The 13,680-nt window shown below is 61.1% G+C and carries 14 protein-coding genes and 1 tRNA gene; 4 read left to right on the top strand and 11 right to left on the bottom strand.

Annotation, left to right across the window (positions count from 1 at the left end):
- The first annotated feature begins 22 nt into the window (after positions 1-22).
- Complete coding sequence (locus GTP58_RS17945) at positions 23-820, top strand: alpha/beta fold hydrolase (RefSeq protein ID WP_161078595.1); 798 nt, start codon at positions 23-25, stop codon at positions 818-820.
- A gap of 3 nt (positions 821-823) precedes the next feature.
- Here the strand turns inward: GTP58_RS17945 and GTP58_RS17940 are convergent, their stop codons facing one another.
- A complete protein-coding gene (locus GTP58_RS17940) occupies positions 824-1,717 on the bottom strand; it encodes a LysR family transcriptional regulator (RefSeq protein ID WP_161078594.1) in 894 nt (297 codons plus the stop codon).
- A 101-nt stretch (positions 1,718-1,818) separates the two neighbouring features.
- Between GTP58_RS17940 and GTP58_RS17935 the strand changes: the two genes are divergently transcribed.
- Both GTP58_RS17935 and GTP58_RS17930 read left to right on the top strand, forming a co-directional pair.
- A complete protein-coding gene (locus GTP58_RS17935; RefSeq protein ID WP_161078593.1) occupies positions 1,819-2,694 on the top strand; it encodes an SDR family oxidoreductase in 876 nt (291 codons plus the stop codon).
- Positions 2,691-3,167, top strand: coding sequence for an AtaL-like protein (locus GTP58_RS17930; RefSeq protein ID WP_161078592.1), 477 nt, complete (start codon positions 2,691-2,693; stop codon positions 3,165-3,167). The genes GTP58_RS17935 and GTP58_RS17930 overlap by 4 nt, the downstream gene beginning before the upstream one ends.
- 11 nt (positions 3,168-3,178) lie before the next feature.
- Here the strand turns inward: GTP58_RS17930 and GTP58_RS17925 are convergent, their stop codons facing one another.
- The 9 genes from GTP58_RS17925 to ybiB all read right to left on the bottom strand — a co-directional run bounded on the left by GTP58_RS17925 (position 3,179) and on the right by ybiB (position 12,149).
- Positions 3,179-3,388 (bottom strand): hypothetical protein, encoded by a 210-nt coding sequence (locus GTP58_RS17925; RefSeq protein WP_072788727.1) that lies wholly within the window; start codon positions 3,386-3,388, stop codon positions 3,179-3,181.
- Between the two features lie 148 nt (positions 3,389-3,536).
- A complete protein-coding gene (locus GTP58_RS17920) occupies positions 3,537-4,166 on the bottom strand; it encodes a hypothetical protein (protein ID WP_161078591.1) in 630 nt (209 codons plus the stop codon).
- 77 nt (positions 4,167-4,243) lie between these two features.
- Positions 4,244-4,322: transfer RNA gene (locus GTP58_RS17915), tRNA-Ile, on the bottom strand.
- Positions 4,323-4,425: 103 nt separating this feature from the next.
- On the bottom strand, positions 4,426-6,621 hold the full coding sequence (rpoD, locus tag GTP58_RS17910; RefSeq protein WP_373924754.1) for an RNA polymerase sigma factor RpoD: 2,196 nt from the start codon (positions 6,619-6,621) through the stop codon (positions 4,426-4,428).
- Positions 6,622-7,104: 483 nt separating this feature from the next.
- Positions 7,105-8,901, bottom strand: coding sequence for a DNA primase (dnaG, locus tag GTP58_RS17905; protein WP_161078589.1), 1,797 nt, complete (start codon positions 8,899-8,901; stop codon positions 7,105-7,107).
- Positions 8,902-8,988: 87 nt separating this feature from the next.
- Positions 8,989-9,441, bottom strand: coding sequence for a GatB/YqeY domain-containing protein (locus tag GTP58_RS17900; RefSeq protein ID WP_072788720.1), 453 nt, complete (start codon positions 9,439-9,441; stop codon positions 8,989-8,991).
- A 127-nt stretch (positions 9,442-9,568) separates the two neighbouring features.
- Entirely contained in the window at positions 9,569-9,781 is a 213-nt protein-coding gene (gene rpsU, locus GTP58_RS17895; RefSeq protein ID WP_008451879.1) for a 30S ribosomal protein S21, read from the bottom strand.
- A gap of 141 nt (positions 9,782-9,922) precedes the next feature.
- Positions 9,923-11,128 (bottom strand): NAD(P)/FAD-dependent oxidoreductase, encoded by a 1,206-nt coding sequence (locus tag GTP58_RS17890; RefSeq protein WP_161078588.1) that lies wholly within the window; start codon positions 11,126-11,128, stop codon positions 9,923-9,925.
- Positions 11,129-11,162: 34 nt separating this feature from the next.
- On the bottom strand, positions 11,163-12,149 hold the full coding sequence (gene ybiB, locus GTP58_RS17885) for a DNA-binding protein YbiB (RefSeq protein ID WP_161078587.1): 987 nt from the start codon (positions 12,147-12,149) through the stop codon (positions 11,163-11,165).
- A gap of 77 nt (positions 12,150-12,226) precedes the next feature.
- Here ybiB and GTP58_RS17880 point away from each other — a divergent pair, with 77 nt between their 5' ends.
- Positions 12,227-13,285, top strand: coding sequence for a 3-deoxy-7-phosphoheptulonate synthase (locus tag GTP58_RS17880; protein ID WP_161078586.1), 1,059 nt, complete (start codon positions 12,227-12,229; stop codon positions 13,283-13,285).
- Positions 13,286-13,357: 72 nt separating this feature from the next.
- Here GTP58_RS17880 and GTP58_RS17875 read toward each other — a convergent pair whose 3' ends face one another.
- Positions 13,358-13,675 carry a hypothetical protein gene (locus GTP58_RS17875; RefSeq protein WP_161078585.1) on the bottom strand — a complete coding sequence of 106 codons (318 nt, stop codon included), beginning with the start codon at positions 13,673-13,675 and terminating at the stop codon, positions 13,358-13,360.
- Positions 13,676-13,680: the final 5 nt, after the last annotated feature.

The raw sequence follows: 13,680 nt of genomic DNA, 5'->3' as shown, positions 1-13,680 counted from the left end.
CGCCATTCACCTTATCGCGACCATGATCAAATTTACGCTCTCGGCTTTGGCCTTGTTGCTGGCCAGCGCCAGCGTTCACGCAGCACCACCGGCAGGACAGGATGCCCTGGCCGGCCCCCAAATCAAAGTCGATGTCGGCGGCCGCAAGCTCAATCTGTACTGCACCGGCAAGGGCACCCCGACCGTGGTGTTTGAAGCGGACCTGGGACGCGCGGGATGGGACTGGTCGGCGGTACTGCCGGAAGTCGGCAAACGCACGCGCGCCTGCGTGTACGACCGTGGCGGCATGGGTTCCAGCGATCCCATCATCCGTGCCTCGACGGTAGCCAACGCCAGCAAGGACCTCAACTTCCTGCTCAAGAACGGCCATGTGGACGGACCGTTCGTGGTGGTTGGCGCGGGCTACGGCGCCATGATCGCCCAGCACTTTGCGTTACGCGGCCGCGGCAACAACGTCACCGGCCTGGTGCTGGTCAACGCCATGCACGAAGACACCCTGCCCGCCGACCGCACCGCCAGACTCGACGCCGCCCTGGCCTGCCTGAACGCCGCCGAACAAGGCAAGAAAGATCCCGTCTGCGCTTATCCAGCAACCGGCATCAACGGCGAAATCGGCCCGGCCCTCGCCGCCGCCCAGGCCAACCAGGTATTAAAGCCCACCTACTGGCGCGCTCACGCGTCCGAACTGGACAGCCTGGAAACCAGCGCCAACCAGCTCCGCACCGCGCGCAAACCGTTCGGCGACATCAAGGTCATCGAAGTGCCGCAGACAGAACCCGCCGCCATTGTCGCGGCAGTGATGCAGGTGCTGGACAAGTAAGCCCTAGCTGTTGATGTAGGAAGCCAGTTCCTCCGGCGCACCATCGGGAAAGGCTTGCTTTAAAAAATCCAGGAAGGCCGATACGCGCGTGCTCAGCAGCCTGCGTGAGGGATAGAGCGCCCATAGCGCGGTTGGCGGGGCATCCAGATCGCCCCAGCTGACCAGCCGTCCGTCGGTCAGATCATGGCTTACCAGCGACAACGGCAGGCGTGCCGCCCCGACGCCTGCGCGCACGGCATCGCGCACCATGAACAGCGACGACAGGTAAAGCACTGGCTCAACGGCGATGCTGTTTTTTCCGCTGCTGCCCGTCATCTTCCAGACGGTGGGCTGGCCGCTGTCTCCGCGCACGACAGCGGGCACGGCGGTGTTGTCGGCCGGCCGCGCCAGGCCCGGACTTGCCACGACCACCAGGCGGTCGTGTAAAAAAATACGCCCGATCAGACTTTCATCAGGATCGGGATTCACGCGGATCACCAGGTCATACCCCTCCTCGACCATATCGACGGGTCGGTCCTCGGTTGTCACCTCCAGCCGGATCTCCGGATATCTGAGCGCGAAACCGGCAGCCAGCTTGCCCATCGCCGCCTGCGAGAACAGCATCGGCGCACTGATCCGCAAGCGGCCACGCGGCTTGTCGCCGCCGGAGGCGATGGCCGTAGCGGTTTGCTCTATCTCATTGAGCAAACCGCTGGTTCGTTCATGCAGCGCCTTGCCTTCCTGCGTGAGCTTCAGCATGCGTGCGCCGCGCTCGAACAGCCGCAAGCCCAGGCTGCTTTCCAGTTCCGCCACGCGGCGCGACAACGTCGCCTTGGGACGGCCGGTGGCGCGCGCGGCGCGTCCGAACCCGCCATGCCGGGCAACCAGGTTGAAATCGACCAGTGCAAGTAAATCCATATGTTCCACTATTGAGACAGTCTGTCTAAATATACCGTCTTTCGGACCATTAATGGAATACCTAATATGGGAAGCATCTACCAACCACTGAGGAGCACAACATGACCATCTTAGTTACCGGCGCAAACGGCAATATCGGCCGCAACGTAATCGACCAACTGATCCAGCGCGGCGCCAACGTCCTCGCCCTGGTTCGCGACCCTGCCAAAGCCGATTTCCCGGCTAGCGTGAGCGTAGTGCAGGGCGACCTGCTTGATCCAGACTCTCTGCGCAGCGCCTTCCACGGTGTCTCCACGCTGTTCCTGCTGAATGCCGTGGTGCCCGATGAATTCACCCAGGCCCTGATCGCGCTGAATGTTGCCAAAGAAGCGGGGGTCAAGCACGTCGTCTACCTGTCCGTCATCCACAGCGACCGCTATGTCAACGTGCCGCACTTTGCCGGCAAATTCGGCGTCGAGCGCATGATTGAACAGATGGGCTTTAGCGCCACCATCCTGCGCCCGGCCTACTTCATGAATAACGAGCTGACCATCAAGGATGCGGTGCAGGGATACGGCGTCTACCCGATGCCGATTGGCAGCCAAGGCCTGGCCATGATTGATGCGCGCGACATCGGGGAAATCGCCGCAATCGAGCTGCTTGAGCGTCACAACGCCAGCGGCGCCATGCCGCTCAAACGCATCAACCTCGTCGGTCCCGACACCCTGACCGGCACGGATGCGGCCGCCATCTGGTCCGCAGTGCTGGGTCGCGCGATCGGCTACGCCGGTGACGACACCGCAGCCTTCGAACACAACCTGCGCAACTTCATGCCCGGCTGGATGGCTTACGACATGCGCCTGATGACCGACCGTTTCATCAGCGACGGCATGGTGCCGGAGGCGGGCGATGTCGAACGCCTCACCGCCATGCTGGGCCGTCCACTGCGTACCTACCGCAACTACGTTGCCGAAATCGTCCAGGGAGCAACAGCATGATCTATGCGACTGCTACGGTGCCAGTGAACCCGGAAGGAGAAACGCCGCTGACACGCGCACAAGTGTGGGATGGTCTGGTACTCAAGGCGCGCGATGCGCGCCAGTTCCTGCCGCCTGGCCTGTGCACGCGCTGCGATGTAGTGGAACAAAGCGCGACCCACATCGTCCGTGTCGCCACGATTGCAGGCGATGATCTGCGCGAGATCATCAGCTTTGAGGAAGGCACAAAAGTATCCTTCTTCCAGGCCAGCGGCCCGCGTGAAGGCGTCATCATCAACGAGCTGTTTGAAGATGCCAGCGGCGCATTGCAGTTGCGCTTCTACTGCTACCTCGGCCTGCGCGGCAAGCAAGCTGACGGCCCGGAAGAGCAGGCGGAACAGGCCTGGATGAGTGGCGACGGCGGCTATAAAACCGCGCTGCTCTCAACGCTGAAACGGACGCGTGCGCTGGTGGCCGAGCGCACGAGACCGTAACAGATGGCGGATTACACGACGCGCGGTGTCGAACGGCACCGCTCGATGGTGAACCCGGATGGCGTATCGCTTCTGCGGCGCATCGATGCTGTCGACAGCACCCGCAAAATCGTCTCACGCGGAACATGATGCGCCTCCAGAAAAGCCCAGGCGGTTGCAGCGCCACTCAGCGCATCAATCACGACGGCCTGCTCTAGCGTGTCCGCCAGCTTGTGGTTCATTCGGGGTTGCATTACTTCTCACCTCTATCGGCAGATATTCGCTCACGGGGCGGGGTGAGAAGTTCAAGTCACCGGAAAGCGCGAAGACGGGGCGCGGGGCGACAAAGATTAGGCTTGTGAGTATATCAACCTTGAAAAGCTCCACAATTTATTGTGCCAATCGTGCCCAGGCTATTGATTGCATATCGAATGCCTCTTGAGCTTGCTGCGAGTTCAGGAATACACCAGTGTCATCACCAGAAAGTACATGACCAGCAAAATTCCCGGGACGTGAAGTTCCAAACCTGATCTGCGTTCGATGCAATGCCCCGCCGTGGGTCGCTAAAATACGTGCCTCCTGTATTTCCACACATTGCTTAGGCTGGAATTTTGCGAGCACGGGTTCAGTTGCTTCGTCAGGCCGCGGCAAAGACGTCACTACGTCATAGTTACCGCGCTCAAAAATGAGCTGTTCGATGACAGGAGCTTCAGTGAGAGCGGGACTAACGACCACGAGCGACCAGTGAGCTTCATCTCCTCGAAAGTGTTTCTTTCTAAGAAAAGCATTGATGCGTTGCGTAGTATCTGAATCTCCGCTCAGTTCGCTTTGATAAGGGCTGAGCGGACACAGAAGCGTACCTCGTGGCCATTCCAGTCCCTGTAGCAGCGCGACAGCGACGGGTTTCATCTGGCTGAGCTGCCGGTCCAGCGGATGCCGCGTATCCGAACAGGCCCCCAGCGCGACCAGGGCAAGCGCGCCAAGGCTACTGGCGATGAGTCCGACACTCGCTTTGCTCATGACATCCTTAGATACAGGTTTATTCACTTCAGAAAAGAAAAAAGGACCTAGATTTCCACCTAAGTCCTTTTTTGTATTGGTAGGCCCTCCCAGAGTCGAACTGGGCACCAACGGATTATGAGTCCGCTGCTCTAACCAAGCATGAGCTAAGGGCCCTAAGGGATGTTGCTGCGCTGGAGCTTGCTTAGCCTTTGTGACGCGCGTTCGTTAGAAAAACGAACACGCGAGCATAAGGGTTAGCACCGGCCCCAGTCAAGTCTTAGTTACCTTCCAGGAAGCTCTTGAGCTTGTCGGAGCGGCTTGGGTGACGCAGCTTGCGCAGAGCTTTGGCTTCGATCTGACGGATGCGCTCGCGCGTCACGTCAAACTGTTTGCCCACCTCTTCCAGCGTGTGGTCGGTCGACATTTCGATACCGAAACGCATGCGCAGCACTTTGGCTTCGCGTGGCGTCAGCGAATCGAGCACGTCCTTGACCACGCCGCGCATCGACGCATGCAGCGCTGCATCCGATGGCGCCAGGGTGTTGTTGTCCTCGATGAAGTCGCCCAGGTGCGAATCGTCGTCGTCGCCGATAGGCGTCTCCATCGAAATCGGCTCTTTGGCGATCTTCATGATCTTGCGGATTTTATCCTCGGGCATCTCCATCTTGATGGCCAGCGTTGCCGGGTCCGGCTCGGCGCCCGTCTCTTGCAGGATCTGGCGCGAGATACGGTTCATCTTGTTGATGGTTTCGATCATGTGCACCGGAATCCGGATGGTGCGCGCCTGGTCGGCGATCGAGCGCGTGATGGCCTGACGGATCCACCACGTGGCATAGGTCGAGAACTTGTAACCACGGCGGTATTCAAACTTGTCCACCGCCTTCATCAGGCCGATATTGCCTTCCTGGATCAGGTCGAGGAACTGCAGGCCGCGGTTGGTGTATTTCTTCGCAATCGAAATCACCAGACGCAAGTTGGCCTCGGTCATTTCGCGCTTGGCCTTGCGCGCCTTCATTTCACCGGCCGCCATCTGGCGGTTGATGTTGCGCAGGTCCGGCAGCGGCAGCACCACGCGCGCTTGCAGGTCGATCAGGCGCTGCTGCAGCTCTTTGATGGTCGGAATATTGCGGCCCAGGATCGCGCTGTAGGCGTGACCGGCAGCCACTTCGCCATCTACCCAGTCCAGATTGGTTTCATTGCCCGGGAAGACTTTGATGAAGTGGGCGCGCGGCATGCCGCACTTGTTCACCGCCACATCCAGAATCTGTTTCTCGATGTGACGCACTTCGTCGACCTGGCCGCGCAGCGTGTCGCACAGCTTCTCGACCACCTTGGCGGTAAAGCGGATGCCCAGCAGTTCTGCCGAGATCGCTTCCTGCGCTTTCACGTAGGCCTTGGAGTTGTAGCCTTCCTTCTCGAAGGCGCGGCGCATCTTGTCGAATTGCAGGGAGATGACGTCGAATTTTTCCAGCGAAGCGGCTTTCAACGCTTCCAGCTGTTCGGCCGAGTAGCCCGCCGCCGCACCGGAGGCGCTGGCTTCTTCCTCTTCCTCTTCTTCCTCTTCTTCCTCGTCCTCTTCTTCCTCGTCCTCGTCGGAAGCGGCTGCAGGTGCAGGCGCCGCCTGGTCGGCGCTTTCGTCGACGAGGCCATCGACGATTTCATCGATCTTGATTTCGTCAGCGCGGATGCGGTCGGACGCGGCAATGATCTCGGCAATCGTGACCGGGCAGGCAGAAATCGCCTGGATCATGTCTTTGAGGCCGTCTTCGATGCGCTTGGCGATTTCAATTTCGCCTTCGCGGGTCAGCAGCTCGACCGAGCCCATTTCGCGCATATACATGCGGACCGGGTCGGTGGTGCGGCCAAAGTCGGAATCGACCGTGGACAGCGCCGCTTCGGCCGCCGCTTCCGCCTCGTCGTCGCTGGTGACGGTGGCGACATTGTCGGACAGCAGCAGCGTCTCGGCATCCGGCGCGTGCTCGTACACGGCAATGCCCATGTCGTTGAAGGTACCGATAATGCCTTCAATGGCTTCCGGATCGACGATGTTGTCGGGGAGATGGTCGTTGATCTCGGCATAGGTCAGGAAACCGCGTTCCTTGCCGAACTTGATCAGGGTCTTGAGTTTCTGGCGGCGGCGCTCGAGTTCTTCCTCGGTCGCTTCCGTATCCGACGAGAAGGCGTCCTTGAGCAGGGCTTTTTCCTTGGCCTTGCGATCCTTGGCCTTGGCCTTGTCGACCGCCTTGAGCTCGGCGCGCTCGACCGCATTCAGTGCGGCGACTTCGTCGTTTTCAGGCTGGAATTCTTTCGGTTTGCGCCCGCGCCGGCCCGGCACTTTGACCGAAGGCAGCACGTAACCCGAGGTATCAATCGCGGCCAATGCTGCCGCGTCCGTGGTCTGGCTGACCGCAGGCGGTTGACTGGCTACGCGCGTCTCCGGCTTGTCCGCCGTCTTAGCGGATTTTGCGCTCACTTTAGTCGGCTTTTCAGCCGCTTTGGATTCAGGTTTCTTGATTGGCACAGGCGCTTTCGATTACGGATAAAGTTTCGATCCTTTTGGGACCCCTACGTCTTCGGACTTGCGAACCACTCAAGTCCGACAATACTACGACTTACTTACACCTGGGTCAGGCCGACCGGTATCTAAATAGAACTCGCAAGAATTCTACTGCATCAGATACGTGCGTGGGGGCAAGAAACCTTGACTCGGTTAGATAGCAAACAGACTATTTGCTGAACCGTAGCTGGCTCTGGCCGCCGACACCCGTCCATCCGCATCGATCAAGAGCCTAACTCACTGAAAACAAACACACTCTGAACAGAAAAACGATGCCAAAAATTACAACACTTAGCGTTTTATTATAGCACGTCACTTTTCAATTTCCAGAGGGAAGACCGGTAGCCTGCCCTGCTGGAATAATGACAGAAATATTACAACACAAAACCCACGACAAGCTCAGCGATTCGCCAGCTCTGCCTGCGCCTCGCGCAACAGCTGGTCTTGCTGCGCAGTCAACTCGCGGTAGCGCAGGCCGAGCTGGTCGGCCGACAGTCCGGCCGCAAACAGCTGGCTCAACTCCTGCTTGAGCGCATCGTGCTTGACCTGGCGGATCGCCGCCCGCAGCACCAGGCGCTCGGTATCGCGCTCCGACTCCGGCTCCTTGACGATGTCGCCAATCAGGCCGTCAAACTCGTCGCCCTGCGACTTCAGATGCTGGGCAAAGGCGGCAAAGTTGCCGCTCTCGCCCAGCGACTGCGCCGCACCCACCAGCTGCGCCAGGCGTTCCGCTGGCTCGGCGCCGAAGTACTGGAACGCGTTCAGCGCCGCCTCGTCAATCTCCAGCCCCAGCGCCGGATGCGCCACCAGCACGCGCATGATCTGCAACTCCAGGCCCATCGGCTGGGTACGCTGACTGCGCGGCGGCGCGATCCTGGCCGGCGCCACCGGCTTGGACAGTTCGTACAGCGATTCAATCTCGTAAGTCGACGTCATCGTCACCTGCGCCAGCGCATGGACGATCTGCAGGCGCAGCGCGGTCGGCGTCATCGCCTGCAGCATGGGCTTGGCGTCGAACTGCGCGCGCGCGCGGCCTTCCGGGCTGCTCATATCATGCTCGCCCACCGCTTCCTTGATGAGGAACTGCGACAGCGGCATGGCCTCCTGTATTTCCTGCTCAAAGCCTTCCTTGCCGTAGGCGCGGACGTAGCTGTCCGGATCATGCTCGGTAGGCAGGAACAGGAACTTGATGGTCTTGTTGTCCGTGACGTGCGGCAGGCAGGCTTCCAGCGCGCGCCGCGCGGCGCGGCGGCCGGCCTTGTCGCCGTCGAAACTGAAGATCACCGTATCGGTCTGACGCAGCAGTTTCTGCACATGGTTGGTGGTACACGCGGTGCCCAGGGTGGCCACGGCTTGCGGGAAACCCATCTGCGCCAGCGCCACCACATCCATATACCCTTCCGTCACCAGCACATAACCCGCATCGCGGATCGCCTGGCGCGCCTCAAACAAGCCATACAGCTCGTGGCCCTTTGAAAATAAAGGCGTTTCCGGGGAATTCAAGTACTTCGGCTCACCGTGATCGAGCACGCGGCCGCCAAACGCGATGACCTGGCCTTTGGTGTTTCTGATCGGGAACATCACGCGCTCGCGGAAGCGGTCGTAGCGTTTTTTGTTGCCGCCATCCTCGTCCACCCGGTCGATGACCAGGCCGGATTCGGCCAGCACCACCGCCTCATAGTCCGGAAACACGGAACGCAGATTGTCCCAGCCGGGCGGCGCATAGCCAAGGCCGAAGCGGGCCGCGATCTCGCCGGTCAGGCCGCGGTTTTTCAGATAGGCAATGGCCGTCGGCGCGCTGCGCAGTTGCAGCTTGAAGAAGTCGCTGGCGCGCGTCATGGCGTCGGTCAGCGCCATGGTCTGCGCCTGCATTTGCGCGCGCTGGGCCGGCGGAATCTTGTCATCCTGCTCAGGCACCATCATGCCGACGCTTTGCGCCAGCTCCTTGACGGCATCGACAAAACCCATGCCGGAGTACTCGATCATGAAGCCGATCGAGGTGCCGTGGGCGCCACAGCCAAAGCAGTGGTAGAACTGCTTGGTCGGGCTGACGGTAAAACTGGGCGATTTTTCGTTGTGAAACGGGCATAAGCCCATGTAGTTCGCGCCGCCTTTTTTCAGCTGCACATAACGTCCGACAACGTCGACGATATCAACGCGGTTCAGCAAATCGGCGATAAAAGTTTGTGGAATCACTGGGCTGAGCGGTCTTGTGGTAAATCAGGCTATACCGCAGCCGCCGGCTCCGCTTTGACGCGGATCAAACGGCTACGGCGGTCTTGCTTAGGCTGCTGGGGACAGCGCTTTTTTCACCAGGGCGGACACCACGGTCATGTCGGCACGGCCGGCCAGCTTGGGCTTGACGATGCCCATGACCTTGCCCATGTCCTGCGGACCGGCGGCGCCCGAGGCGGCCACGGCGGCAGCCACTTCGGCGGCGATCTCTTCGTCCGACAGGCCGGCTGGCATGTAGGCGCTGAGCACGGCCAGTTCGGCTTTTTCGATGTCGGCCAGGTCGGCGCGGCCACCGGCTTCAAACTGGGTGATCGAATCCTTGCGCTGCTTGATCATTTTTTCAACGATGGCCACGGTCTGCTCATCGCTGACTTCAATCTGCTCGTCCACTTCCTTGCGCTTGATGTCCGCCAGGATCAGGCGGATGGTGGCCAGACGGCCAGCTTCTTTGGCGCGCATGGCGGTTTTCATGTCTTCGGTAATCTGTGCTTTCAAGCCCATGGCGTTTCTCTCGGAAAATAGTGGAGTAAAAATGCGAAAACCCGCTGCAGCTAAAAAGCCGGAGCGGGTATTCTCTTAGATGCCGCTAAACACAACCGGCAAGGCCAGGTTGCTCTGCGTAGCGATCTTAGAAGAGTTTTTTCGGCAGCTGTTGGCTGCGGATACGCTTGTAGTGACGCTTAACAGCAGCGGCCAGCTTGCGCTTACGCTCTGCGGTTGGCTTTTCGTAGAACTCGCGTGCGCGCAGTTCGGTCAGCAGACCGGTTTTTTCGATGGTGCGTTTGAAGCGACGCATTGCGACTTCGAACGGCTCGTTTTCTTTAAGGCGAATAGTGGTCATGTAAAAATTCAAACCGTTGGAGGTTATAGGGAGACAGAGACTATAGCAGCTTTTTCCGGAAAATGGAAGCCATGGGCTGTCGGGAACAGCCTGTCATGCGGCTTTCATGAGAAAAACAACAACGTGCAGACCGCCAGTATATCAGACCGCCTGCCCCGCCGCTACACCTGATGCCCAGGCCCACTGGAAGTTGTAGCCGCCCAGCCACCCGGTGACGTCCACGGTTTCGCCAATGAAGTACAGGCCAGGCACCTGGTTGGCCATCATGGTCTGCTGCGACAGCTCGCGCGTGTCGATGCCGCCGCGCGTCACTTCGGCTTTTTTGTAGCCTTCGGAGCCGTTCGGCGTCAGCGTCCACTGGTTGATGGCGGCGCCCAGCTTGCGCAGCTGCGCGTCCGGCATGTCGGCCAGGCGGGCATCCGGCGCAAAGCCGTGCGCCTGCAGCAAGCCGTCCGCCAGACGGGCCGGCAACCACTGGGCCAGCACATTGCCCAGCTGTTTCTTGATGGTGTTTTTGCCTTCGATCAGCGTCTGCGCCAGGTCCAGCTCCGGCAGCAGATTGATGACGATAGGCGTGCCCGGCTGCCAGTACGACGAAATCTGCAGGATGGCCGGGCCGGACAGGCCGCGATGGGTGAACAGCAGGTCTTCACGGAAGCGCCCACCGCTCGGGTTGCGACCCTTGAGCGAACCGGTTTCCACATCGACTTCCAGCGCGATGCCGGCCATTTCGACAAACGGCGCCCACTGCTGGGCATCAAAGGTCAGCGGCACCAGCGCCGGACGCGGTTCGACCATGCGCAGGCCGAACTGCGCGGCAATGCGGTAGCCAAAGTCAGTGGCGCCGATTTTCGGGATCGACAGGCCGCCGGTGGCAATCACCACGCTCGGCGCTTCAATCGTGCCGCTATCGGTGTGCAGTACGAAACCTTCTGCGGTCTGCTCCAGGCTGTCAACCTTGCACGGCATGCGCCAGTGCACGTCGCCTGCGGCGCATTCGTCCTTGAGCATGTCGATGATCTGCTCGGCCGAGTCGTCGCAGAACAGCTGGCCCTTGTGCTTTTCGTGGTGGCCGATGCGGTGCTTCTTCACGAGCGCAAGGAAGTCCTGCGGCGTGTAGCGCGACAAGGCGCTCTTGCAGAAGTGCGGATTCTCCGACAGGAAGTTGGCCGGGCCGGCGTTGATGTTGGTGAAATTGCAGCGGCCGCCGCCGGAAATGCGGATCTTCTCGGCCAGCTTGGCAGCATGGTCGATCAGCACCACGCGCAGACCGCGCTGGGCTGCGGTGGCTGCGCACATCATCCCGGCTGCGCCAGCGCCGATTACCGCTACATCAAACTTTACCATGTTGTTCCGATCAAATCAGTGAAGGGGCGAGATTTTACTCGATCGGCTCGCTGACCTGCTGGCGCGAGTGCACGGTCCGCGCCACCAGCAGGCATTGCGCCACCTGTTCGGCGATCGGCGGCGGCACCGCCACCGCGCCATCCAGCACCGACTGGATCCACGCCGCCGTGGTCGCCGCATCCTTGTTTTCCGGCAGCAGCGGCAGCTCGCCGACCAGCGTCTGCTTGGGTACCAGCGTGGTGCGCAGGCCGCCGTGGAACCAGTCGATCTGCTGCGCCTTGTTGGCGTTGGCCACCGTCTCGCCTTCCGTGCCGCGCATCAGGAAGGCGTCGCCGCGGTCATGCGGCGCCGCGGTGGTGAAATACTCGCCCAGCATCTCCAGATACTCCGGGTGCGTGTACGACACCAGCCGTAGCGCCGGTCCGGCAAACGGTTGCATGATCTTGACCAGCGTGTGCGTCGAATTGCGCACGCCGAGGATGCGGCGCAGCGACAGCAGATGTGCCAGCCTCGGCGCCATGGTATCAATGGTGATGAACGCCACGCGGCCCTGCGACATGGCCTCCTCCGCCTCAGTCCGGTGGCGTGCGGCCGTGACGCCCAGCGCGGCCAGCACTTCCGCCGTCGCCACGCGGCCCACATCGTCCGCCACGCCATGCACCAGCACCGGCACGCCCTCGCGCGCCAGCAGCATGGCCAGCAACGCGGTCAGGTTAGCCATCTTGCGGGCGCCGTTATAGGTCGGGATCACCACCGGCGCAAACTGGCCCGGCGGCGCGTTGAACGGCTCAAACGCCGCCTCGGCCGCTTCGAGGAAACCGGCGATTTCGTCCACCGATTCGCCCTTGATACGCATCGACAGCAAAATGCCGCCCAGCTCCAGATCGGAGACGCGGCCGTCAAGCATCGCCTGGTACAAATCACGGGCGTCTGCGCGGGTCATGCTGCGCGCGCCATTCTTGCCGCGGCCTATTTCTTTGATGAAACGCGCAGCTGGGAAGGGTTCGTGGGATAGAGTCATGGCAGCAAGCTTAAACCAGTCCGCCGCATTTCGGCTACACTATCTGATTCCCGAAATGAAAACACAGTAGAGTTCGCATGATTTCCCCAGATATTGAAAACGTCAACGTCACCTCGTTTGCTCCGATGCCGTCGCCGGAAGCCTTGCACCGCAAGCTGCCGCTGACCGATCTGGCCTCCGAGACCGTGATGCAGGGCCGCGAAGCCCTGCGCAACATCATCGACCGCAAGGACAAGCGCCTGTTCGTGGTGGTTGGCCCCTGCTCGATCCACGACCCGGTCGCCGGCCTGGACTATGCGCGCCGCCTGAAGGCGCTGCAGGCGGAAGTCGCCGACACCATGCTGCTGGTGATGCGCGTGTATTTCGAAAAGCCGCGCACCACCACCGGCTGGAAGGGTTATATCAACGATCCGGACATGGACGATTCCTTCCGCGTTGACGCCGGCATGGAAAAAGCCCGCCAGTTCCTGCTGGATATCTGCGAACTGGGCCTGCCAACCGCGACCGAAGCGCTGGACCCGATCTCGCCGCAATACCTGGGTGACCTGATCGCCTGGACCGCGATTGGCGCCCGCACCACGGAATCGCAGACCCACCGCGAAATGTCGTCCGGCCTGTCGACCCCGGTTGGCTTCAAGAACGGCACCGATGGCGACATCAGTATTGCGATCAACGCGATCCTGTCGTCGGCGCATCCGCACGCCTTCCTGGGCATCAATGCGCAGGGCAATGTGTCGGTGGTACGGACCCGCGGCAATGCCTACGGTCACGTAGTGCTGCGCGGCGGCGATGGCCGGCCGAACTACGACTCGGTGTCGATCGCGATTGCCGAACAGTCGCTGGCCAAGGCCAAGCTGCCGGCCAACCTGGTGGTCGACTGCTCGCACGCCAACAGCTACAAGAAGCCGGAGCTGCAACCGCTGGTGATGGCCGACGTCATCCACCAGATCGTCCAGGGCAACAAGTCGCTGGTCGGCGTGATGATCGAGTCCAACATCGTCGGCGGCAACCAGAAGATTCCTGCGGACCTGAGCCTGCTGGTGTACGGCTGTTCCGTCACCGACGGCTGCATCGACTGGGACACCACCGAAAAGATGCTGCGCGACGCCCATCAGCAACTGCTCGGCCGTCCTTAAGTATTACCCCGCACGGCACCAATCGCCGGGGTCTGACCCCGTACGGGGTCAGACCCCTCGGTCGCTTGGGGGTCAGTAGCAATAGGCCACGAGACTCGTGGCCACACCCGCCTGTCCCGCCAGCGCCGCCTCGGCCATGCTGGCGGGCGCACTCAGCTCCTCCAGGTCCAGATAGACCTTAGTCCCCTCCACCTTCACCGAATAACGCCGCGCATGACTCAGGCGTGCTTCCACGCCACAGCATTCGAGCACGGCCTGCACGCTTGCCTCGCCGGTGCGGTACAGCGCCACGCCCGGCAACTCCTGCCAGGCCAGCCCGCGCGGCACCCGGCGCACGCCGTCCAGCGGCACATCCTTTAGTTTGCATATCAGCTTCCAGTGTCTGTCCATGGCGC

Source organism: Duganella sp. CY15W, assembly GCF_009857555.1.
Taxonomy (GTDB): Bacteria; Pseudomonadota; Gammaproteobacteria; order Burkholderiales; family Burkholderiaceae_D; genus Rugamonas; species Rugamonas sacchari.
Note: the sequence above shows the minus strand (reverse complement) of the source record. Positions and strands in the feature narration are given on the sequence as shown.

Excerpts from the sequence above, each read along its gene's own strand:
- GTP58_RS17875 (WP_161078585.1), bottom strand. The coding sequence starts at position 13,675 with ATGGACAGACACTGGAAGCTGATATGCAAACTAAAGGATGTGCCGCTG.
- ybiB (WP_161078587.1), bottom strand. The coding sequence starts at position 12,149 with ATGACTCTATCCCACGAACCCTTCCCAGCTGCGCGTTTCATCAAAGAA.
- GTP58_RS17925 (WP_072788727.1), bottom strand. The coding sequence starts at position 3,388 with ATGAACCACAAGCTGGCGGACACGCTAGAGCAGGCCGTCGTGATTGAT.
- GTP58_RS17920 (WP_161078591.1), bottom strand. The coding sequence starts at position 4,166 with ATGAGCAAAGCGAGTGTCGGACTCATCGCCAGTAGCCTTGGCGCGCTT.
- GTP58_RS17945 (WP_161078595.1), top strand. The coding sequence starts at position 23 with ATGATCAAATTTACGCTCTCGGCTTTGGCCTTGTTGCTGGCCAGCGCC.
- GTP58_RS17935 (WP_161078593.1), top strand. The coding sequence starts at position 1,819 with ATGACCATCTTAGTTACCGGCGCAAACGGCAATATCGGCCGCAACGTA.
- GTP58_RS17930 (WP_161078592.1), top strand. The coding sequence starts at position 2,691 with ATGATCTATGCGACTGCTACGGTGCCAGTGAACCCGGAAGGAGAAACG.
- GTP58_RS17940 (WP_161078594.1), bottom strand. The coding sequence starts at position 1,717 with ATGGATTTACTTGCACTGGTCGATTTCAACCTGGTTGCCCGGCATGGC.
- GTP58_RS17880 (WP_161078586.1), top strand. The coding sequence starts at position 12,227 with ATGATTTCCCCAGATATTGAAAACGTCAACGTCACCTCGTTTGCTCCG.
- GTP58_RS17890 (WP_161078588.1), bottom strand. The coding sequence starts at position 11,128 with ATGGTAAAGTTTGATGTAGCGGTAATCGGCGCTGGCGCAGCCGGGATG.
- GTP58_RS17900 (WP_072788720.1), bottom strand. The coding sequence starts at position 9,441 with ATGGGCTTGAAAGCACAGATTACCGAAGACATGAAAACCGCCATGCGC.
- rpsU (WP_008451879.1), bottom strand. The coding sequence starts at position 9,781 with ATGACCACTATTCGCCTTAAAGAAAACGAGCCGTTCGAAGTCGCAATG.